20 protein-coding genes and 2 pseudogenes are annotated in these 21,560 nt (G+C 62.6%); 5 read left to right on the plus strand and 17 right to left on the minus strand.

What is annotated here, in order from left to right; all coding sequences use genetic code 11:
• The first annotated feature begins 246 nt into the window (after positions 1-246).
• Positions 247-2,316 carry a methionine--tRNA ligase gene (gene metG, locus AC1DUB_RS04870; RefSeq protein WP_477728553.1) on the plus strand — a complete coding sequence of 690 codons (2,070 nt, stop codon included), beginning with the start codon at positions 247-249 and terminating at the stop codon, positions 2,314-2,316.
• On the opposite strand, the gene AC1DUB_RS04875 is transcribed toward metG, so the two are convergent.
• Positions 2,265-4,127: a sensor domain-containing diguanylate cyclase gene (locus tag AC1DUB_RS04875; protein WP_477728554.1), complete on the minus strand. Its 1,863-nt coding sequence runs from the start codon at positions 4,125-4,127 to the stop codon at positions 2,265-2,267. The genes metG and AC1DUB_RS04875 overlap by 52 nt on opposite strands.
• Before the next feature lie 232 nt (positions 4,128-4,359).
• On the opposite strand from AC1DUB_RS04875, the pseudogene AC1DUB_RS04880 reads away from it, so the two are divergent.
• Positions 4,360-4,689, plus strand: a pseudogene (locus AC1DUB_RS04880) (SulP family inorganic anion transporter); the annotation flags it as partial.
• Positions 4,690-5,156: 467 nt separating this feature from the next.
• Here the strand turns inward: AC1DUB_RS04880 and AC1DUB_RS04885 are convergent.
• The 11 genes and pseudogenes from AC1DUB_RS04885 to AC1DUB_RS04935 form a co-directional block, all read right to left on the minus strand.
• Positions 5,157-5,690: an NADH-quinone oxidoreductase subunit B family protein gene (locus AC1DUB_RS04885; protein WP_477728555.1), complete on the minus strand. Its 534-nt coding sequence runs from the start codon at positions 5,688-5,690 to the stop codon at positions 5,157-5,159.
• 11 nt (positions 5,691-5,701) lie between these two features.
• Complete coding sequence (locus AC1DUB_RS04890; protein ID WP_477728556.1) at positions 5,702-7,252, minus strand: hydrogenase large subunit; 1,551 nt, start codon at positions 7,250-7,252, stop codon at positions 5,702-5,704.
• Positions 7,253-7,256: 4 nt separating this feature from the next.
• Positions 7,257-8,720: a hydrogenase 4 subunit F gene (locus tag AC1DUB_RS04895; RefSeq protein WP_477728557.1), complete on the minus strand. Its 1,464-nt coding sequence runs from the start codon at positions 8,718-8,720 to the stop codon at positions 7,257-7,259.
• Positions 8,713-9,372, minus strand: coding sequence for a formate hydrogenlyase (locus tag AC1DUB_RS04900; RefSeq protein ID WP_477728558.1), 660 nt, complete (start codon positions 9,370-9,372; stop codon positions 8,713-8,715). The genes AC1DUB_RS04895 and AC1DUB_RS04900 overlap by 8 nt, the downstream gene beginning before the upstream one ends.
• A gap of 81 nt (positions 9,373-9,453) precedes the next feature.
• Complete coding sequence (locus AC1DUB_RS04905) at positions 9,454-10,401, minus strand: respiratory chain complex I subunit 1 family protein (RefSeq protein ID WP_477728559.1); 948 nt, start codon at positions 10,399-10,401, stop codon at positions 9,454-9,456.
• Between the two features lie 84 nt (positions 10,402-10,485).
• Positions 10,486-12,510 carry a hydrogenase 4 subunit B gene (gene hyfB / locus AC1DUB_RS04910; protein ID WP_477728560.1) on the minus strand — a complete coding sequence of 675 codons (2,025 nt, stop codon included), beginning with the start codon at positions 12,508-12,510 and terminating at the stop codon, positions 10,486-10,488.
• Between the two features lie 128 nt (positions 12,511-12,638).
• Positions 12,639-12,788, minus strand: a pseudogene (locus AC1DUB_RS04915) (ribbon-helix-helix protein, CopG family); the annotation flags it as partial.
• A gap of 72 nt (positions 12,789-12,860) precedes the next feature.
• Positions 12,861-13,616, minus strand: a complete 756-nt coding sequence (locus tag AC1DUB_RS04920) for a spermine/spermidine synthase domain-containing protein (RefSeq protein ID WP_477728561.1) — start codon at positions 13,614-13,616, stop codon at positions 12,861-12,863.
• A 20-nt stretch (positions 13,617-13,636) separates the two neighbouring features.
• Positions 13,637-14,404, minus strand: coding sequence for a fused MFS/spermidine synthase (locus AC1DUB_RS04925; protein ID WP_477728562.1), 768 nt, complete (start codon positions 14,402-14,404; stop codon positions 13,637-13,639).
• A 278-nt stretch (positions 14,405-14,682) separates the two neighbouring features.
• Entirely contained in the window at positions 14,683-15,474 is a 792-nt protein-coding gene (locus tag AC1DUB_RS04930) for a hypothetical protein (protein ID WP_477728563.1), read from the minus strand.
• A gap of 114 nt (positions 15,475-15,588) precedes the next feature.
• On the minus strand, positions 15,589-16,401 hold the full coding sequence (locus tag AC1DUB_RS04935; RefSeq protein ID WP_477719947.1) for a YoaK family protein: 813 nt from the start codon (positions 16,399-16,401) through the stop codon (positions 15,589-15,591).
• Positions 16,402-16,505: 104 nt separating this feature from the next.
• Here AC1DUB_RS04935 and AC1DUB_RS04940 point away from each other — a divergent pair, with 104 nt between their 5' ends.
• The gene (locus AC1DUB_RS04940) at positions 16,506-16,703 is read left to right on the plus strand and encodes a CopG family transcriptional regulator (protein WP_477719904.1); all 198 of its coding nucleotides are present in this window, start codon (positions 16,506-16,508) and stop codon (positions 16,701-16,703) included.
• The gene (locus AC1DUB_RS04945; RefSeq protein WP_477728719.1) at positions 16,642-16,977 is read left to right on the plus strand and encodes a hypothetical protein; all 336 of its coding nucleotides are present in this window, start codon (positions 16,642-16,644) and stop codon (positions 16,975-16,977) included. The genes AC1DUB_RS04940 and AC1DUB_RS04945 overlap by 62 nt, the downstream gene beginning before the upstream one ends.
• A 50-nt stretch (positions 16,978-17,027) precedes the next feature.
• On the opposite strand, the gene uraH is transcribed toward AC1DUB_RS04945, so the two are convergent.
• The 4 genes from uraH to AC1DUB_RS04965 are packed head-to-tail and all read right to left on the minus strand — an operon-like array spanning position 17,028 to position 19,842.
• On the minus strand, positions 17,028-17,387 hold the full coding sequence (gene uraH, locus AC1DUB_RS04950) for a hydroxyisourate hydrolase (protein WP_477728564.1): 360 nt from the start codon (positions 17,385-17,387) through the stop codon (positions 17,028-17,030).
• Positions 17,388-17,415: 28 nt separating this feature from the next.
• Positions 17,416-17,943: a hydroxyisourate hydrolase gene (locus tag AC1DUB_RS04955; RefSeq protein WP_477728565.1), complete on the minus strand. Its 528-nt coding sequence runs from the start codon at positions 17,941-17,943 to the stop codon at positions 17,416-17,418.
• A complete protein-coding gene (gene uraD, locus AC1DUB_RS04960; protein WP_477728566.1) occupies positions 17,940-18,467 on the minus strand; it encodes a 2-oxo-4-hydroxy-4-carboxy-5-ureidoimidazoline decarboxylase in 528 nt (175 codons plus the stop codon). Before uraD ends, AC1DUB_RS04955 begins: the two co-directional genes overlap by 4 nt.
• Positions 18,468-18,486: 19 nt before the next feature.
• Positions 18,487-19,842, minus strand: a complete 1,356-nt coding sequence (locus AC1DUB_RS04965; protein ID WP_477728567.1) for an MFS transporter — start codon at positions 19,840-19,842, stop codon at positions 18,487-18,489.
• 208 nt (positions 19,843-20,050) lie between these two features.
• On the opposite strand from AC1DUB_RS04965, the gene AC1DUB_RS04970 reads away from it, so the two are divergent.
• Positions 20,051-21,040, plus strand: a complete 990-nt coding sequence (locus AC1DUB_RS04970; RefSeq protein ID WP_477728568.1) for a LysR family transcriptional regulator — start codon at positions 20,051-20,053, stop codon at positions 21,038-21,040.
• Between the two features lie 4 nt (positions 21,041-21,044).
• Here AC1DUB_RS04970 and AC1DUB_RS04975 read toward each other — a convergent pair whose 3' ends face one another.
• Entirely contained in the window at positions 21,045-21,542 is a 498-nt protein-coding gene (locus AC1DUB_RS04975) for a nucleoside deaminase (RefSeq protein WP_477728569.1), read from the minus strand.
• Positions 21,543-21,560: the final 18 nt, after the last annotated feature.

Consider the following 21,560-nt stretch of genomic DNA (forward strand, 5'->3'; position numbering starts at 1 on the left):
TCCCGCTGCACGGACTCGTAGCCGGGACACAGTCCAGTATAGGCACGTCTTTCGCGGCCGAACAACGGGCGGCCAACGCCTGCTTGATCTACATCAAGCGCCGGCAAGGCATGGGCGAAGGCTGCACGCAGCCCGGCGTGGCGCGCGGGACCGAAACGCCCCGGAAAATACCCAGTCACGGGGCGAGAACGGCAAACGCCGTCAGGCGACTTAAAATCATGGGTTAGCCCTACCAAAGCACCCACCATGTCCCAGCGCCGCCTTTTCGTCACCACCGCACTTCCCTACGCCAACGGGAATTTCCACATTGGCCACATCATGGAATACATCCAGGCCGACATCTGGGTGCGTTACCAGAGAATGCAGGGCCATGAGGTGAACTTTGTCGGCGCCGACGACGCGCATGGCGCGCCCATCATGATCGCCGCCGAAAAAGCGGGCAAAACACCCCAGCAGTTCGTGGCCGACATCGCCGCGGGCCGCAAGCCTTACCTCGACGGCTTTCACATCAGCTTTGACAACTGGCATTCGACGGACGGGCCGGAAAACCATCAGCTGGCACAGCAGATCTACCTGGACCTCAAAAAGGCCGGGCTGATCGAAACCAAAACCATCGAGCAGTTCTTCGATCCCGACAAGAACATGTTCCTGCCCGACCGCTTCATCAAGGGCCAGTGCCCCAAATGTGGCGCGAAAGACCAGTACGGCGACAACTGCGAGGTATGCGGCGCGGTCTATGCGCCGACCGACCTGATCAACCCGTATTCGGCCCTGTCGGGCGCCACGCCCGTGCTCAAGAGTTCGGAGCATTTTTTCTTCAAACTCTCCGATCCGCGCTGTGTGGCTTTTCTGGAGCGGTGGACCCAGGACGGCATGCTGCAAACGGAAGTCGCCAACAAGGTCAAGGAGTGGTTTTCGCCACGCCAAAACGCCGACGGCACCACCAGCGAAGGCCTGGACGACTGGGACATCAGCCGCGACGCGCCCTATTTCGGCATCGAGATTCCGGATGCGCCGGGCAAGTATTTCTACGTGTGGCTGGACGCACCGGTCGGCTACCTGGCCTCGCTGAAGAATCTGCTGGACAAAAAAGGGCTGGACTACGACGCCTACATGGCCGACCCGGGGCTGGAGCAGTACCACTTCATTGGCAAGGACATCATCACCTTCCACACCCTGTTCTGGCCGGCCATGCTGCATTTCAGCGGCCGCAAGACGCCGGACAACGTTTTTGTGCATGGCTTTCTGACCGTCAACAACGGCGAGAAGATGAGCAAAAGCCGCGGCACCGGGCTGGATCCGCTCAAATACCTCAATCTGGGCATGAATCCCGAATGGCTGCGCTACTACCTCGCGGCCAAGCTCAATGCCCGCAATGAAGACATCGACTTCAATCCCGAAGACTTCATGGCGCGCGTCAATGCCGACCTGGTCGGCAAATACATCAACATTGCCAGCCGTGCGGCCGGCTTTATCAGCAAGCGATTTGACGGCCGGCTTGGCGAACCATCAGCGGACGGCGACGCCCTGCTCGAAGTGCTGCGGGCTGCCGCACCGGCGATCCAGGAGCTCTATGCCGAGCGTGAGTTTGGCAAGGCCCTGCGCGAAATCATGCAGCTGGCCGATCGCGTGAACGGCTATGTGGACCAGAACAAGCCCTGGGAGCTGGCCAAGCTGCAAGGCATGGAAGTGCGGCTGCTCGACGTGTGCACGGTCTGCATCGAGGCCTTTCGCCTGCTGACCATCTACCTCAAGCCGGTGCTGCCCGCACTGGGCGCCCAGGTTGAAGGCTTCCTGAAAACCGGTGCGCTGACCTTCCGGGATGCGCAGGCCAGCCTCGGTAGCGGCCACCTGATCGGCGAGTACCAGCACCTGATGCAGCGCGTCGACGTGAAGCAGCTGGACGCACTGTTCGAGCCGCCCGCCGCCGCGCCCGAGCCGGCACAGCTCACCCCCGGCGGCGAAGCGCTGGCGGCCCCGATCACGATTGACGATTTTGCCAAGGTGGACCTGCGCATTGCGAAGATCGTCAACTGCGAGGCCGTGGAAGGCTCCACCAAGCTGCTGCGCCTGACGCTGGATGTGGGCGAAGGCAAGATGCGCAACGTTTTCAGCGGCATCGCCTCGGCCTATACGCCCGAGCAGCTGATCGGCAAGCATACGGTGGTGGTGGCCAACCTGGCGCCGCGCAAAATGAAGTTTGGTGTCAGCGAAGGCATGGTGCTGGCCGCCAGCCATGCCGATGAAAAGGCCCAGCCCGGCATTTATGTGCTGGAGCCCTTGCCCGGCGCGTCACCGGGCTTGCGCATCCGCTGATCCGGCGGTGTCCCGGGCGGCGCGGCGCGTGAGGCATCCGGCCCGCTGACAAACCGCAGCGCCGTGCCGGCGTGCCCGGCAAGCTCCGCCAGCACCGCCCCCAGCGCCTGCAGCAGCAGCGCGGAGTCACTCGTCTTGAAGGGTGCCTGCGCCACGGCGACCTTGAGCCGCAGCACCGTCCGGGGCGGCAGGCTGGGGCTCTCGGTCAGCCCGCGGGCGATCAGGCGCTGCCCGATGGCGGTCAGTTGTTCGCGCGTCACATTGCCCGGCAGGATCAACACGAAATCGCCGTCGCGATGCCGTGCCACGGTGTCGCCTTCCTGGGCCACGGCAGTGATGCAGGCGCCGGCATGCACCACCGCGCCCTGCGCGGCTTCCATACCGTATTCCTGGCGGATGTCGAGGGCGTTGCCGACGCGGATGCGCAAAACCGCCCCCGCACCCGGATGGCGCTGCTGGCGAAGAATCAGTTGCTCCAGCCGCCGCAGCAGGACCCGATGGCTGGCAACGCCAGTCAGCGGATCCACGCGGCCGAGTGCTCCCACACGCGCCTGGTTGTCGCGCCGCTCGTTGCTGCGGAAATACAGGGCAATCAGCAGCAGCAGGATTTCAAGGGCAGCGCCAATCTGCGCGCCATACTGGCGGGCGTCACTGAAGGGTACAAGGCTGAGCCTGGTCAGCAGCGGGAAGATGGACCCGCCCGCCAGGCAGATGATGGCCGCCAGCACCCACAGGCCGACGCGGGGCCTGCGCCGCGCGTACCAGCCCGCCACACCCAGGTAGCTGACCAGGCTGACCAGGTAGTAAGGCGACGGGAAGACAAAATAGGGTTTGCGGCCGGCCAACACAAAGCCCAGCGCGACCATGACACCAAGCCCCCCCATGACCAGCAACCACCTGGACAGCCAGGAGGACACATCCCGCTCCACCACGAGTTGGCGCAGCAACAGGTGCAGCAAAGCCGCGCCCAGCAGTGTCAGCGCCACCGGCGCGCGGTCGTTCCACCAGGCCGAGCCCGGCCACAAATACTCTCCGCCCAGTCCGGTCAGGGACAGCTGGCCCAACGCGACCACCAACACATAGCCTGCAAAAAAGAGATGGATCGAATCGCGCCAGGACACCGCATGGACGCCGCTCATCATGACAATCAGCAACACCAGGCCGATGTAGATGCCCAGCAGCAGGTGCCAGTCTTCGCTGTGTTCCTGAAAACTGCGTGCGTCCGACAGGGTCCAGTACACGTTGATGGGGTAGCTGTGCGCCACGCGCAGGTAAGTGGGCCGGCTTTCGCCCGGCAGCAGCAGCAGCTCAAAGGCCGGGTGCAGATGCCGCAGGGGCCAGGACATGACGGGGATCAGGTCACCCGAACGCTGCGGTTGCCATTCGCCGCCGCCGCCCGCGTGCGACGCCAGACGGTACAGCTCCACGTTGTCCATGCCGGGATACGGCACTTCCAGCACGACCCGGGTAGGCGCGGCCACGGAAGGCAGCTGGAGCCAGTACCAGAGTATGCGGCCGCCACCGGTGGGCATGATCTGCCCGATACCGACAGTTTGCCCCTCGCCCGCCTCAAACCGCGCATGGACCTGATCGATCGTCAGGTCGCCAGCAGTATCGAGCAGCACCAGCGCTTCTTTGTGGAGGCCTGACATGCCGGTGGCAGCGATTTGCGCGTGCACGGGTCGCAGCTCCACCGCTTGCAGGCCCGCAGTCTCCTGGGCAAAAACCTGCCCGTGGACCAGCAGCAGTCCGGCCAGACAGCCTGCCAGCCGCAGGATCCCTGCCAGCGATGAACGCAAAAGGCGACGCAACGGCTTACCCCCAGACAATCCCAGACAACATGGTCAATACGATGCCTTGTTGAAAACGAAGGAGGTCTGGGCACTCCACCGGAAACAACAGGCGTCACGAAGAGCCCCTGATTCGCACAGCCTCAGTCCAGGCCGCATCAACAATGTAACAATAATTTACATTTCTGACTACGGGCATATGTCACGGAATAGACTCTCTTCTCCTTCGTTCCCGACTGCACAATCAACGTTCATGCATCTACCCGTCTATCTCGCGCCGTTTCGTCCCCATTTGCTGACCGCGCTTGCCGGCTACACCCGGGAGCGGTTTTTCAAGGACGCAGGGTCCGGGCTGACGGTAGGCATCGTTGCCTTGCCGCTGGCCATGGCGTTTGCCATTGCCTCGGGACTCAAGCCCGAAGCCGGTATCTGGACGGCCATCATTGCGGGCGCCCTGATCTCCGCGCTGGGCGGCTCGGCAGTACAAATCGGCGGGCCCACCGGCGCCTTCATTGTCATTGTGTACGGCATTCTTGAGCGCTACGGCCTGGCCAATCTGCTGATTTCAACGGCCTGTGCCGGCGCGGGCGTCCGTGCGCGGCGAAGGTCAACTCCCGACCGATTTTTTGAAAACCCGACTTGAACCGTGGCAACGATGACGCTTGCATCGCGCGAGCTGACCAGTGTTCTGTTTTTTGATTGCGTCTGCACCTGTCGGCCGCATTTCACGCTGGCATCAACGCAGCTTTTCCATTTCCTGATGCCAATCACCTGGTGCAGTGTTGCATGCTTGATGGAACCAATAAAAGCGATGGATTTTGGGTCAGGGCAAGGCGCAAACCACAGTGATGCCCGCAGGTATCGCGCGGATTTGCAACGCCGCCATGGCGCAAAAGACGCGGTTTTATGTTCCAGATAGCGTGCAACGCTGCACTAGCCATTCTTCTTAGATTCTGGACAGTTGCCGGGAATAGAAACGCATCTCGCGGCGGTGACTTGGGGCCGTGACCAGGTTTTTGCACAGCAATAACCCGTCAGCTGCCTGCATGACTATTTCCCACCGAGCTTGGCCGGCCGGCGCTGCCGCACCGCGGTCAGTATCCCCCGCAGAATCTCGATGGGCGGCGGCGGGCAGCCAGGCACGGCGACATCAACAGGAATCACGTTGGCGACGCGGCCACAACTCGCGTAGCTCTCGCCGAAAATACCACCGGTGCAGCCGCAATCCCCCACCGCGACCACGAGTTTCGGCTCAGGCGTCGCGTCATAGGTGCGCCGCAACGCCTCGTCCATATGGCGCGATACCGGGCCGGTCACCAGCAGCATGTCGGCGTGGCGTGGGCTGGCGACGAACTTGATGCCCAGTCCTTCGATGTTGTAGTAAGGGTTGTTGAGCGCATGGATTTCCAGCTCGCAACCATTGCACGAGCCGGCATCGACCTCGCGGATGGTCAGCGCCTGACCGAGGATAAGCAGAATGTCGCGGTGGATGCGCTCGATCGCGGCGCGTTGGGCGTCGTCAATGCCCGGAGCCGGTTCGGTGATGATGCCGGTGCGAGTGATTTGTTTGAGAATGTGCCACATGTCAGGGATCTCTAGAGGTCGTGCCCCGAATAGCTGAGATTGAAGGACTTGTTGATCAGCGGAAAATCCGGAACGATGTTGCCGATGATGGCATGCTCGAGCACCGGCCAGTTCTGCCACGACGGGTCGTGACAGTGGCAGCGCACGATCCGGCCATCACCCCCCATCTCGAGCGCCACGAACACCTCGCCGCGCCAGCCCTCCACCCAGCCCGCCCCCATGGATGGCACAGCCGGTGGCCGCAGGCCGGCATGGGTGGCATCGCCCGGCAAGCCGGCGCAAATGGCGCGGATGAGTCTCAGCGACTCGAAACTCTCTTCGAAGCGCACCGTCACGCGCGCGGCGACATCGCCGTTGCGGTGCGTGGCCATCGCGACCTCGAACCGGTCGTAGGGCGCCCATTCATGGTCGCAGCGCAGGTCGGCCGTCTGACCGCTGGCACGCCCTGCCAGACCCGTGAGCCCGAGCTGGGCGGCGAGCTGTGGTGTCACCCGCCCGGTGGTGAGCAAGCGGTCCTGCAGGCCCGCATGTTCGTCATACACGACCTTCAGCGCGCGCACGTCCCGCTCGATGTCGTCGCACTGCTTGCGCAGGCGGTCCAGCATCGGTGGCGCGAGGTCGACCGCAACGCCTCCAGGGATCACCACGTCCATCATGAAGCGGTGGCCGAAGGCCTCTTTGGACAGGCGCTGCCAGTCCTCGCGCAGGCGCGAGAACTGTGCCAGACCGAAGGCCAGTGCCACGTCGTTGCCCAGGGCGCCAAGGTCGCCCAGGTGGTTGGCCACGCGCTCGCGCTCCAGCATCAGCGCACGCAGCCAGGTCGCCCTGGCCGGGATCTCGCTGCCCCAGGCCGACTCGAGCGCCATGCAATAGGCCCAGGCGTAGGCCACCGTCGAGTCGCCCGACACGCGGCCAGCGAGCCGGTGGCCTTCGATTGGTGTCAGTTCGGTGAAGCGGCGCTCGATGCCCTTGTGCGTGTAACCCAGATGCTCTTCCAGCCGAAGTACCTTCTCGCCGACCACCGAGAAACGGAAGTGGCCAGGCTCGATGATGCCGGCATGCACCGGACCGACGGCGATCTCGTGCACCCCGTCGCCTTCGACGCACACGAAGGGGTAATCGGCGGGCAGCGTGCCGGCGCTCAGAGCCTTCGGTTCGGCATGGTGTTGCAGCGGGGGCCATCCGGGCGACCACATGCCATGGTCCAGCCACGGGCGGTCGTCGCGGCTGCCGTCGGCATGCAGGCCCGACAGGTCGGCCATGGCGCGCTGCATCCGGCCCGCACACGGGAACGCGGACGACAGATCCGGAAAGCCCTGCATCGCGTCGTCGAGCGGCAGTTCGAGCCAGACCAACCCCTCGAATACGGCATAGGCCGCACAGGCCGCCATGGCGCCGCCGCTGGCCCGGCGGTCCACGCCCCAAACCGAAACCAGTCGCCCGCCGGTGTCCGCGACAGTGCGTGCCACGGCGCTCCAGGTGTCGCGACCGACCTGCCCGTGCCACATCGGCAGAGGTGCCGGCAGGCGTCGCAGGTCGAGTCCGAGGTTCGACAGCGCCATATGATCAGCCTCCCAGCATGGCGGCCGCCTGCCGGTACCAAGCGTTGAGATAGGGCGGGATGTACAGGCCCAGCATCAGCCCAAGCGCCAGGTGAACAAACACCGGGATCAGCGCTGGCGGATGCGCCAGAGGCTTGACGTTGGTCTCGCCGAACACCATTGGCTGGATTCGGCTGAAGACTGATGCAAATGCCAGGCCCAAAGCGATCAACAGGAACGGCGTCGCCCAGGGCTGCTCGCGCATCGCGGTCGTGACGATCAGGAACTCGCTGGCGAAGACCCCGAATGGCGGCATGCCCAGGATGGCCAGCGATCCGAGCATCAGGCCCCAGGCGACCGTCGGGCTGACCTTGATCAGCCCGCGGATGTTTTCCATGACCTGCGTACCGGCCTTCTGCGTGGCGTGGCCGACGGCAAAAAAGATCGCGGATTTGATCAGCGAATGCACCGTCATGTGCAGCAGCCCGGCGAAATTGGCGATCGGGCCGCCCATGCCGAACGCGAAAGTCATCATTCCCATGTGCTCGATGGACGAGTAGGCGAACATGCGCTTGACGTCCTTCTGCCGGATCAGGAGGAACACCGCAGCCACCACCGACAGCAGGCCGAAGCCCATCATCAGCCGGCCGGCCAGATGACTGTGCAGCGCGCCGTCCGTGAGCACCTTGCAACGCAAGATTGCATAGAGCGCCACGTTCAGCAGCAGGCCCGACAACACGGCAGACACAGGCGTAGGTCCCTCGGCATGGGCGTCCGGCAACCAGTTGTGCAGCGGCACCAGGCCGACCTTGGTGCCGTAGCCGATGAAGAGGAACGCGAACGCCAGCGTGATGATGTTCGGGTCGAGCTGACTCTTCACCGCATCGAGGTTGGTCCAGAGCAAGGCACCGGCCTCGGCGCTGATAACCTTCTCGGCCGCCATATAGAGCAGCACCGTGCCGAACAGCGCCTGGGCGATACCCACGCCACACAGGATGAAGTATTTCCACGCGGCCTCCAGGCTGGCCGCGGTGCGGTAGACGCTGACCAGCAGAACGGTGGTCAGTGTCGCGGCCTCCATCGCGACCCAGAGAATTCCCATGTTGTTGGTCGTCAGTGCCAGCAGCATCGTGAAGCTGAACAGCTGGTACATGCTGTGATAAAGGCGCAGGCGCGGCGGGGTCATCTTGCCGTGGTCGCGCTCGATGCGCATGTAGGGCCGCGAGAAGATCGAGGTGGTGAAGCCGACGAACGCGGTCAGCGAGACGAGAAAGACGTTCAGCGCATCGATGTAGAACTCATTGCCCCACACCAGCAGTGGCCCGCCGTCGATGATCTGTATCGTGAGCACGCAAGCGGCGATGAAGGTACCCAGGCTGAAGGCTACATTGACGTCGCGTGCGTTGTCGTGGTGGCCGACCAGCGCCAGCGCGAGCCCGCCGACAAGCGGGGTTGCGAGGAGGAAGGCCAGGGCAAGCAACTCAGTCATCCTTGAGTTTTTCGAGATGGCTGATGTCCAGACTGTCGAACTGCTCGCGGATCTGAAACATGAACACACCCAGGATCAGCACGCCGATCAGCACATCCAGCGCAATGCCGAGCTCCACCACCATAGGCATGCCGTAGGTGGCTGAAGTGGCGGCAAAGAACAGGCCGTTTTCCATCGCCAGGAAGCCGATCACCTGCGGCACCGCCTTCGCGCGCGTGATCATCATCAGGAAGGACAGCAGTACGCAGGCCAGTGCGATGCCCAGCGTGCCACTGGCCAGCGCCGACGAGAGCCGCGCGATCGGCATCGCGAGGTCGAAAGCGAAGATCACGACCGCAATGCCGATCAGCATGGTCGTCGGGATATTGATCAGCGTCTCGACGTCCCAGCGAATATCGAGGCGGTCGATGACCCGGTGCAGCAGGTACGGGATCAACAGCACCTTGAGCACGAAAGTCACGCCGGCCGAGATGTACAGGTGCGGCTGGTTCGTCACGTAGCCAACCACGCCGGTTGCCAGCACCAGCGTCGCGCCCTGCATCGTGAACAGGTGAATCAGCGACAGGATGCGCCGCTGCGCGATCATCGCGAACGCCAGCATCAGCAGCACCGCACCGAGCAGATTGACGAACTGGGTCAGCAAGGCGCTCATCTCAGTGCCCGTCCGGCCGCATCAAGGGCACTGGGTTGCCCCCTGGGGGGCGGCGATCGAATTGACCCTGGAGGCATCGCATCATTGCCCCAGTAGCAGTTGCACCAGCATACCGATCACCGCCAGCAGGAAGGCGGTGGCCAGGAACTCGGGTACGCGGAAGATGCGCATCTTGGCTGAAAACGCCTCCAGCACGGCAAGCAGGAAGCCGCCGATCGCGAGCTTGAACACCAGTACGGGCAGCGCCAGCAGCATGGCCAGCGGGGCCCGAGCCTCGGCCACACCCCAGGGGAAAAACAAGGCCAAACCGATGCAGGAATAGGCGAACAGCTTCAGGCTGGCCGCCCACTCGATCAACGCCAGGTGGCGGCCCGAGTATTCCAGGATGAGCGCCTCGTGGATCATCGTCAGTTCCAGGTGCGTGGCGGGGTTGTCGACCGGCACGCGCGCGTTCTCCGCCAGCGACACCATTGTGAATGCAACACCGGCAAAGGCCAGGCCAGGGTAGATCGCCAGTTCGCGATGGGCGAGCGTCTCGACGATGGTGGTGAGCGAGGTCGATTTTGAGATGAGCGATGCAGAGAACAGCACCATCAACAGCGCCGGCTCGGCCAGGAAGCCGATCAGCATCTCGCGCCGCGCACCCATGGTGCCGAAGGCAGTGCCGATGTCCATTGCGGCCAGCGAGATGAACACGCGCGCCAGCGCAAACAGGCCGACCAGCGCGATCGCATCGGCCGCCGTCGCCAGTGGCAGGTCTGTGGAGACGGTGGGGATGATCGAGCATGCCAGCACCATACAGCCAAACACCACGTAAGGTGCGATGCGAAACAGGCGCGATGCGTTGTCGGCCACCATCGATTCCTTGTTGAACAGCTTGTGCAGCATCCGGTACGGTTGCCAGAGGCTGGGCGCGGATTTGTTCTGCAGCCAGGCACGCCACTGATTGACCCAGCCAGTCAGCAACGGCGCCATCGAGATCGCGAGGATGATCTCGAGCAACTGCGACAGAAAGCCGGAAAAGGTCATGTCTGCCCCCAGGTCACTGCGCGCCCGGCTCCCGGGGGGCGCAGCACTGCATGGAACCGGCCCGGCGCTGTGCTCATGATGACCTCATCGCATCACTGCCAGCAACGTGGCGATCAGGGTCAGGAAACTGTACAGCAGGTACACCGCGATGCGCCCCTGCTGCATCAGGCCGATCAGTCGCGCCAGGTACGTGGCCAGATGGGCAATCGGTACATAGAGCCAGCGCCAGAAGTGATCCTCGACCTTGACGCGATACCGCGGCTGTTCGTCGAAGGGCGACGGCAGCTCGCGCTGCATCAGGAAAAAGGGCTCGAAAATCTGGCGAATCGGCTGGCCGAAGCCTTCCGCCGTATCCTGCATGCGGGCGTTGCCCCATGGAAAACCGCAGGCCCAAGGCAGTCCGTGACGCACGCGACCGTGATAGAACCAGCGCACCAGCAGGTAAGCCAGTGCGAAGCTGCCCAGGATGCCGAGCAGGAAAATCACCGGCCCGTAGCTCGCCTGCTCGAGACTGTTCGGCGCCAACAGCCAGCCGCCGGCCGCCACCTTGGCCCCGAGACCCGACGCGACGAGCTGCTGCGTCACTGGGTCGATCAGTTGAATGAACTGGGTCGGCAGCAGGCCGAGCGCGATGCAGCCGAGCGCCAGCCACACCATGCCCGCGATCTCCCAACGTCCGGCGTCGTGGGCACCGGCGAGCTTGCCCTCGCGCGGCTGGCCGAGGAAGATCACACCAAAGAACTTGACCATCGTGTAGCCGGCCAGTGCGGCCACCAGAGCGATCATCGCGGCGACCACCGGGATCAGCATGGTCAGCAGCGGCAACGGCAGGCTCGGCGTGAACAGAAAGCTCTGCAGCAACAGCCACTCCGACACGAAGCCGCCGAGTGGCGGCAGACCGGCGCTGGCTAGCACACCGATCAGTGTCAGCCAGCCGACCCAAGGCATGGTGCGGATCAACCCTCCCAGCTTGCCGAGGTTTCTCTCGGACGTGGCGTGCAGGACGCTGCCAGTGCCGAGGAAGAGCAGACTCTTGAAGCAGGCATGGCTTGCGACGTGATAGAGCGTCGCTGTCAGGGCCAGTGCTGCCATCGGCCTCATATCGTAGGCCGAAAAGATCAGCGTCAGGCCGATGCCGACAAAAAGCAGGCCCATGTTCTCGATCGACGAATAGGCCAGCAACCGCTTCATGTCGGTCTGCACCGCCGCGAAGACCACGCCGAACAGGGCCGTGGCCAGGCCAACGGCCAGAAGCAGCCCGCCCCACCACCACATGCGCATGTGCAGCAAGTCGAAAGACACGCGCATCAGACCGTAAATGGCCGTGTTGAGCATGACACCGCTCATCAGGGCCGACACCGGCGAGGGTGCAGCCGGGTGGGCCTCCGGCAGCCATACATGCAGAGGCAGGATGCCGGCCTTGGCGCCGAAGCCAAATACGGCGAGCAAGAAACCGACCGAAGCCCATAAGGGTGTCGGGGCCTGCGCCCGCATGTTGGCGAAGGTGTAGTCGCCGGTGTTGGCCTGCAGCACGCCGAAGCACAGCAGGATGGCGATCGCGCCGATGCGCGCCATCGTGATGTAGAGGTAGCCGGCGCTGCGCACCTCCGGGATGCGGTGGTTCGCGGTCACCAGGAAAAACGACGAGAGCGCCATCGTCTCCCACATCACCATGAACGAGTAGGCGTCGTCGGCCAGCACGACTCCCGCCATGGTGACCAGAAACACGTGGTACTCCAGGCACAACAGGCCCGGCAACGTGCCTTCGCCCTTGCGAAAGTAGCCTGCCGCGAACGTTGAGATGCCAGCCGATGTTGCGCCGATCACCATCAGGAAGTACGCGGAAAGATTGTCCAGTCGCAGATGGAATGGCAATGCCGGCAGACCGATGGGCAGCACGGCGACTTCAGGCGTGCCAAGCACCGCACCGAAAGCCAGGCCGAAAAGCGCCAGCCCGAGCAGGCCGCCGGCCGGGAAAAGCACGCGGGACACCAGGACGAGACGATGCAGGGCCATGACCCCTGCGGCCCCCACGATCAGCCAGCCCAGCATGACCACGAGCATCCAGTCGAGGATGAGCCAATGCGCGACGGGGAGCAGGCTGCTCATGAACCAGGCCGGCGCGCTACACGTCGCTTCACAGGAGGTGGTTTACCGCTTGTCAAGGCTGGCGTTGCCAAGGCCGGGGCAACATGATCAACCGGCTCGGAGTCGTTCACAGGTAACCTGCCCGGCGTGTACTGGACACCATGCTGCGCGAGGTAGCCGCGGATAAGTTGTCGCACCACCTGCGATACCGTCAGATCCTGTTGCGCGCAAAGGCGCTCCAGTGCCGCCTTCTTGTTCGGATCAATGAGCAGCGTTAGCCGCGCGGTCTTGAGCTCCATACATCCTCGGTATGACAATGCGATGGTTACATGCGTCACATCGTACATGAATGCCATGTGATCAACAAACGCCTAACGTCGCAGGTCTTTCAGCGCCAGACGAATGCGATTGAATGCCGGAAGAAGATGCGCGCGCACATCGGACTTGAATTCTTGCGGCAATGCTTCCGTGCATACGGAATGATTGAGCATCAGATCGCCTTTGCACACGAACGCCACGACATTCGTACAAGTAGCGGCGCTGACTCGCAAGATGGGAGCGTCAAAGCTTCGGGCGATCCTTTCGATGTATTGCCCAGAATCGCTGTCATCGCCGTCCAGATTAAAAACCGCGATCCCGCCGCGGCGCAATGCTGCAAAGCAGTCATCGTAGAAGCTCTGCGATGACAGCTGAGGCGGAATCCCCTCTGCCGCAAAGCCGTCTACAAGCAAGGTATCGAGCAAGTCCTCCGCTGTCCTGACGAAGTCCGCCCCGTCGCCCAAAACCACGGAGAATCGCTCGCCATCCGGTGGAACATGGAACTTGTCGCGAAGCGAGAGGACGTGCGGATTGACCTCAACCGCGGTGATTCGCGATTCCGTCAGGTAACGGTGGCAGAACTTGGCCAGCGAGCCGCCGCCCAACCCGATGATGGCGATATGCTCGGGCTGGCTCATGAACAGCAGGAATCCCATCATCAAGCGCGTGTATTCCAGGCTCAGCCAGTCCGGCTGGTCGAGAAACATCCGGCTTTGCATCTCCAGGCGGGTGAAATGCAGTGACCGGGTACCCGGTGTCTCGATCACGAAGGGCTCCGCATGCTGCAGGGCTTCGAAGGAATTGGGCATCTTTTCTGCTGAACCGGCTGTTACAGGGTTTCTCGAGGTTGCCATCCTGATGCGTCCTTGACCCTCGCCAGGTCGGGCACCAGCTGGGCCCACGCCTCAGGGGGCAGATGCGGCGGGCAATGCAACGGGCTGTGCAATAGCGTGCCTGCGAGCGCGCCCCTGCATGCAAAGGCTATGGTATTGCTGCGCTCGTGGTCATTGATGGCGGTCAGCATACGTTCCTCAAAACTTCTTTTCAGACGATCCATGCAGACTGCGGAGTCTTGGTGGTGAGAATGAAAATTCGCCACCAGAACACCATGGGGTTCAAGCAGGTCAAAGCAGTTGTCGTAGAAGGTGCGAGAGGCAAGGCACGCTGGCAGCCCATCACTGTCGAATCCGTCGACCAGAATCACGTCGTATCGGCACTGGGCTGTACGGACAAAGTCGGCCGCATCCGCCTCATGAACATGGAAGCGATGGTCGTCTTTGGGAACCTCAAATTTATCGCGCAGGGCGATGACATGGGGGTTGATTTCAATCACCTCAATTCGCGATTTGGGCAGGTACCGGTAGCAAAACTTCGCTAGCGAGCCACCACCAAGACCCACCATCGCGATACTGCCGGGACGGGGAACCAGCAGCAAAAACCCCATCATGAGTCGCGTGTACTCCAGCAACAGCAGGTCTGGCCGGCCGATCTGCATCCTGCTTTGAATGTCGCAGTCCGAGAAGTACAAAGTCTTCGAGGTCAGCGTTTCGTCGACGAATGGCCGCAGATGCTGGTGGTACTCAGGATGGTCTGGCATGGGTGGCTCGAATGAATGGGCGGAACAGCGTCGTTTCGCAAAACAGTTGACTGAACGTGTCACCTTGAATTTCGGTGACGACCAAGGTGGTCGTGCTGGTGGTCATGCACATGGCGGTGGACGGAGTCCGGATATGAATGGACCGTGCACCTCCATTCAGGCGCGGCGCAGCCGATCAGCTGCACGGCTCCTGCAGGAAAAGTTCAAGGCTTCGTTTTGAGGCGAGGTGCACCCGGGATTACCCAGCTGCATTTCTCCCCGAGGCTTGCGGGGCCGTTTCATGGCGACAGCGGTGTAGACCAAACCAGCCGAACCAGGCCGTTTGCTATGTGTGGCAGCCTCATGCCAGTCGCGAGCACTCTGGTGGTCGGCGCGATGGGCAGTGCCGTCTTGAGTTGGGCAAAGACCAGGAACGATACTTCCGATGTGGGAGCCTCGCGGTCCAATCGATCGCTCTCAACCAGCAATTTCGGCAACACATCACCCGGCGGGGTGTCGCGATCAAAGTAGATGCGTACGATTTGATCACCAGGCAGGTGAAGGCGCGCGCATTCATCGGTGCCTTGGGAGATCAGTTCCAGCGGAAGGCCCTTGAGCACTGCATGCTCTTTGACAAGGTGCTCCAGCGTCAGGCTGACAGCAGTCCTGAGCAACTCGACGTCCAGCAACTGCGCCTGGGCCCCCTCTCCTCCGAGCAGGCTGGCGAGATCTTCTCCGCGATCCGGGCCTTTATACCGAATACAGCTCAGCCCCAGATCAGTTTCTGTCTCGCAGGCACGAGCAACTTCAAATGGTTCTCGCGCCGCGTAGCAAACCGATTCCAGCCATGCGACAGCTGCGACGAAGTGGTCAAATTCATACGCAGCGTCGGGGAAACGGGCAACGAAAGGTTGCGGATCAAACACGTCATCGATTCTTCGCACAATCGGCGACGCCCAGTGAACTTCATCGCGGCGTTTCCAAACCGCACCGAATACACGGCTGAAGCCTCCCGATCGCGGCGTGTACCGCAGCAGCTTGATGTGCCGGTTCACGGGATCCGTCGGCTTGTTCGATTGCCCGGCGCTCATTGGGCAACCTCCGCGCTACGCGCTGCGGGATTCGCCTTGGGAACGGCCCGGCGGCTCATTGAGTAACCTCCGCCCTGCGCGCTGCGGTATTCGCCTTGGGAACGGCCCGGCGGCTCATGGCATTTCCCTTTGGATTTTCTTGCCGAGTGACCAGAAATCTTTCAGGAGAGGAGGTGCGGCCAATACCATGAGGAGGGTGGCCACGGGCACTGTTGCCGCAAAGCCCAAAGCCTTGAACGCCACAGCGCCGATCACGCCCCCAACAAAAAACAATCCGAGAATGGCCGCGTGGATAACCAGCTTGTCGCGATCGGCCTTCACGAAGTGCTCGATATTGGTTTCCCGCGTGCGGTTCCAGTAGATCAGTCGTCCCAGCTCAATGCCGAGATCCGTGATCACCCCCGTCATGTGTGTAGTTCTGATCTCGGCCTTGGATATTTTGGTGACGATCGCATTCTGCAGTCCCATGATGAAGCACAACAGTAGCACGGTGGACGGCACAAACAGTTCACTGAAAAGCTGAAGGTTGGCCCCCAGCAAGCCAAAGATCAGAAGCAGGACCGCTTCGAGCATGAGCGAAAGTGCGAACTCGCCATGCATCTGCCGCCGCCGCGCCCAATTAATCAGTACTGCGGTTGTTGCGGCGCCACAAAGAAATGAGGCAAGCGACGCAATTCCTGCGAAAACCAAAACAGTGTGACCCCAGACCAGGTCGTCCGCGATGGCAGACAGAATTCCGGTCATGTGAGAGGTATAGCGCTGCACCGCAAGAAACCCCCCAGCATTGATAGCGCCAGCAATACACGCAAGCATTCCGCCCAATTGGCGATTGCTCCGTCGCGTTCTGACGCGATGGGTCAGGCCGTGGAGAAAGTTTGCCGGTGTAAAAAAAACGAGCTTTGCCAGCCCGTCGACCTCGTTGCGCATAAATTGAATATAGTTTGCATTCAATTCAATTGCAATTATAATTTCATTATCATGTCATTCGATTAGGTGAATGCGGGCGCATGAGCATGAATATAGGAGCCTCAATGGAGCTAAAGACGGCGCGACTGACGGTCCTGATTGATCCGGCAAAGAAACTGGCGTTCGAGGGCTTGTGTGCAAAACAGGACGTCACCCCCTCCCAAGTCGTACGAAGGCTCATCCGCGAGTACCTGATCGAGCATGGCGTCGAATTCACGCCATCCGGGACTTCAAAATCGTCCAGAAGAGGGCGCACATCTTGAGGATCGGGGAACGGGAGAGGGCTTGCACTGCGCGGCGGCCAAGATTGATCCGATTCTGACGGTCGCGGAAAGCGCCGCGCAAGGGCTGGTAGTCCGGCTGAATATGCTGGAGCAGTTACACAAGGCCATTTGCTGCGCGGCGGCCGCTGGTGGTCGCCGGGCTCAATGCACAGCCAAAAACCGTGATGGCGCGCTCAGGTTTTCTGGAAAAGATCGAATCGCTGTAAAAAACCAGGGGCCTGGGACGCAGGGGGTTAAAAAGGATTGCTCCTGAGGGTGAGAGACTTGCTCACAGTGCTCACAGTGCTCGGAGCGCCCAGGCTGTCAGCTGCCGCGATAGGTCGAACAGCTCCAGGGGGTGCACAGCATCGGCACATGGTAGTGCTGCTTCACATCGAAGATGGCGAAACGCAGCGGCACGACTCTGTCGACGAACACGGGGTCGGCCAGGCGCGCCCCCTGGCGCTCGTAAAAGTCGCCGAGGTGAAAACTCAGCTCGTATTCGCCGACCGCCGCAGCCTCCGGCACGAGCACTGGCTGATCGGTGCGGCCGTCGGCGTTGGTCGTCACGGTCTTGACCAGCTTCCAGCTGCCGTCTTGCCCGCGCACCGAGAAGTCGATCCGCATGCCGGCACCCGGGCGGCCTGTGAAGTTGTCGAGCACATGGGTAGAAATGCCTGCCATCGTGGTTGCTCCTGAGTCCTGTTTTGTTTCAGCTGCCGCGGTAGTACGAATAGCCCCAGGGCGAGAACAGCGCCGCCAGGTGCACGCGCCGGGAAGCGTCGTGGATCGCAAAGCGCAACGGCACCTTCATGAGGAACGAAGGCTGCGGCAGCTGGGCGCCCATCTGGGCGAAGTACTCGTCGAGATGCAGCAACACCTCGTAGCGGCCGCTGCGGTAGGCGTCGCCGATCAGCAGCGGTTCGGCGGGGCGACCGCCGGCGTTGGCCCGCACAGTCTTCAGCAACTGCCAACGCTCACCGTCGAAGCGGGAGAGATCTAGCCTCAGCCCGGCGCCGGTCGCGCCGTGGAAGGTGTCGATCGCGTGGACCGTCAGCCGCGGCGACACGCCGGCCTGCGAACTGGGCGCGACAGTCAGGCCGGCGGGAACCGCGGCAGGCGCGTCTGCGGCCGCCGCGAACCCCGGTGCCAGCGCCGCGCCCCCTATCAGCAACCTGGCGCGCAGCACGCCGCGCCGCGGCATCGGGTCGGCCGGTGGCGATATCGTTTCGTCTTTCATGCCGCCATCCTGGCTTCCACCCGTAGCCGCGTGATGCAGGCGATTTGCGCCAGCGCTTCGTTGAGTTCGAGCTCGCTCTCCCGTACCAGGCGGCTTCGAAACAGGCTGAAGATCTCGGTCTTGCTGTGGCGACGCACGGCGACGATGAACGGAAAGCCGTGGCGCTCGCGGTAACGGGCATTGAGCTCGCGCAACTCGCCCATCTCACCCTGGCTCAGCGCGTTCAGCCCGGCGCTGGCCTGCTCGCCCACCGACTCACGGGTCATGGTGCCGGCCTGCGCCTCCTTGCCGGCGAGCTCGGGGTGGCCGCACAGAAAGGCGACCTGCGCGTCCCGCGGCGCAGCGCGAACAGCACCCATCATGGCCGCATGCAAGGCGTCCAGGCTGGCAAACGGCCGCGAGGCCCACGCTTTTTCAGTCACCCATGGGGAATGCTCGAAAGTTCTGCCCAGCGCGGCGACGAAGTCGTCCTGCTCCATGGCGTTGACAGCGTCGAGACCAAGCGCGAATGTCGTTTCAGTCATGGCGGTTTTCCCGTGTTGATCAGGCTTTTTGAAAGCTCGCCCTGACGGCCGCATGGGTCTTGTGGATGCGCGGGACGAACTTCAGGATCAGCAGCGTCGCGCAGATCTCGAACGCGGCCACCACGTACAGGCCGGCGGACAGCGAGCCTGTCGAGGTCTTGATGAGGCCGAGCATCCAGGGCGCACCGAAGCCAGCCAGGTTGGCCACCGAGTTGATCAGCGCCACACCGCCAGCCGCCGCCGCGCCAGACAGGAAGCGGTTGGGCATTTGCCAGAACACCGGAATGGCGCTCATGGTGCCGACGATGGCCAGCGTGAGCATTGCCAGGGTCAGCAAGGGGCTGGTCTTGAGCACCGTGGCAATCACCAGCAGCGAGGCAGACCCGAGTGCCGCCGCAATGCCGCAGTGGTAGCGTGACTCCTGCTGCTTGTCGGAATGGAATCCGTTCAGGATCATGCCCGCCGCACCGCACAGGTAGGCGCCCGCCATGATCCAGCCGACCGCCAGCGGGCTGGTGAAGCCGACTTCCTTGACCAGCGTCGGGCCGTAGAAGGTCAGTGACGAGTTCGCCGCGATGATGCAGAAATAGATAAGGATCATCAGCCAGATCTTCGAGTCCTTCAGCGAAGCCAGCATGCTGTGCTCGCGATGGCCCAGGGCCTTGGCGTCGCGCTCCAGGTCGGCGTGCACCAGATCGCATTCATGCTGCGTCAGCCACTTGGCTTGTTCGGGCTTGTCGGTCAGGTAGAACCAGGTCACGAAGCCCGCAATCACCGACGGAATGCCTTCCAGCAGAAACACCCACTGCCAGCCCTGCCAGCCGTTGACACCGTTGAAAGTGGTCATGATGAAGCCCGCCAGCGGCCCGCCGATCACGCCCGCCAGCGCCGAGGCCGACATGAACATGCCGAAAGCCTTGGCCCGGCGGTCGTTCGGGAACCAGAACGTGAGGTAGAGGATGATGCCGGGGTAAAAGCCCGCTTCAAACACGCCGAGCAGGAAGCGCAGGAAGTAAAACATCTGTGGCGTCGTCACGAACATCATCGCGATGCTGGTCAGGCCCCAGCCTATCGTGATGCGCATGATGGTTTTTTTGGCGCCGATTTTTTGCAGCAGCAGGTTGCTCGGTACTTCAAAGAACAAGTAGCCAAGGAAGAAAATGCCGGCGCCCAGGCCGTAGACCGCTTCGCTCCATTTCAGGTCGTCGAGCATGGTCAGCTTGACGAAGCCGATGTTGACGCGGTCTATCCAGGCGAGGATCCACAGCACCATCAAAAACGGGATCAGCCGCAGGAAAATTTTCTTGTACACATTGTCCAGCTCCGTCTTGGCGGGTGCTTGGGCAAGGGGTAGCGTGACGCTTGCTGTACTCATGCTTGTCTCCAATGTCGTTTGGGGTGAACCACGGGCCGGTCGGGCCCTGCGGTTTCGCTTGCACCTTCACATTCAGGCGCACAATTCACGCGCCTTGCGAGGAGCAGCCAGTCTACGGACAAGCGGTGCGCCCCGCGCACGAGGATTGCTATAAGCAGAATTGCGGAATCCGAATACCATGGAGCCCGAAGCATAAGAAAACCCACCCATGAGCAGACCCGCCGATCCCGTCGACAGCTACCTGCTGCGCGTGCTGGTGACCCTGGTGACAGAGCGCAATGTATCGCGCACCGCCATCCGGTTAAATCAGTCCCAACCTGCCATCAGCATCGCGCTTAAGAAACTGCGGGAGATTTTTGGCGATCCCTTGCTGGTGCGCGAGAAGGGCGGCATGGCACCCACCGACCGGGCGCTGGTGCTGCGCGAACACGCCCGGCGAGCGCTCGGCGAGATTGACGCGATGCGCGCCGACGCCGATCAGTTCGATCCGGCGTCAAGCACGCAGACCTTTCGCATCGGTTCGCCGGATTTCATGGCGGCGCCTTTCCTGGCCGGAGCCGTCGAGACTTTTCGGCGTCAAGCACCTCGCGCCCGGCTCATGGTGCAGCCGCTCGGGACCGACTTCGACTACGAGCGCGCGCTGGCGCAGGGTGACCTGGATGTGGTCATTGGCAACTGGCCCCAGCCGCCGCAGCAGTTGCACCTGTCGGTTCTGCTCGAAGACGAGGTGGTCTGCCTGATGAGCAGCCACGACCGGCGGGCTGCCCGCGGCCTGACCCGCGAGCAGTACCTCGCCGCGCGTCATATCGTGCCCTTGCCGTATTCGCAGGCGCAGCGCGGTGTCGTCGAAACCCATTTCACCAGCCTGCGCGTGTCGCGCGATGCCTGCGTCGTCGTGCCGTTTTTCGAACTGGCACCCTACCTGCTGGTGAACACCGACCTGGTGTTCACGACGTCGCGGCATTTTGCGGCCCACTTCGCGCGCACACTGCCGCTGACCATCTCTACGCCGCCGTTTGATTTTCCGCGCATGCGCTTTTACCAGCTCTGGCACGAGCGCTCCCAGCATTCGCCGCCGCACCGCTGGTTTCGCGACCTGCTGTCGCACGCTGCTCGCCGCGTGACGCAGGCGAATCCGCAGCCCGCTCCCACTCCCACTCCCACTCCCGGCAAGGTCAAGGGTACGAAGAACAGCTGAAGTTTTATTTGCGCACGGAATTGCTGACGCGCAGCGCCGCAGCCTCGCGCAGCACCGCTGCGGCCGCCTCGGCCAGTACCGGGCCGTCCACCTGCACCGCAGGCGAGGCATTGGCCAGAACCTCAGCGCAGCGAATCGGCAGCACCGTGTCAGCGCCCATCAGCCCAGCCATGACATCGTTGGAAGCGGCGTACACCACGCGGCCCACGCCGGCCCAATAGAGGGCGCCGCTGCACATGGCGCAGGGCTCGCCGCTGGCGTACACCGTGCTGCCGCGCAGCGTCGCCTGGCCCAGTCGCGATTCGGCCTCGCGCAGCAGCACCATTTCGGCGTGGTTGGTGGCATCGCCGCTGGTTTGTTGGGTGTTGCCGGCCACATGCAGCACCCGGCCGTCTGCCGAGACGAGAGCTGCGCCATAAGGGCTGTTACCTGCCTGGAGCGCGACCCGCGAGGCGTCGATGGCGAGTTGCATGGGCGTGAGGTCGTCGGGGGAGATGGTCATGCGGTCCTTTCCGGGGAG

This window comes from Polaromonas sp. P4_F9 (genome assembly GCF_056401235.1).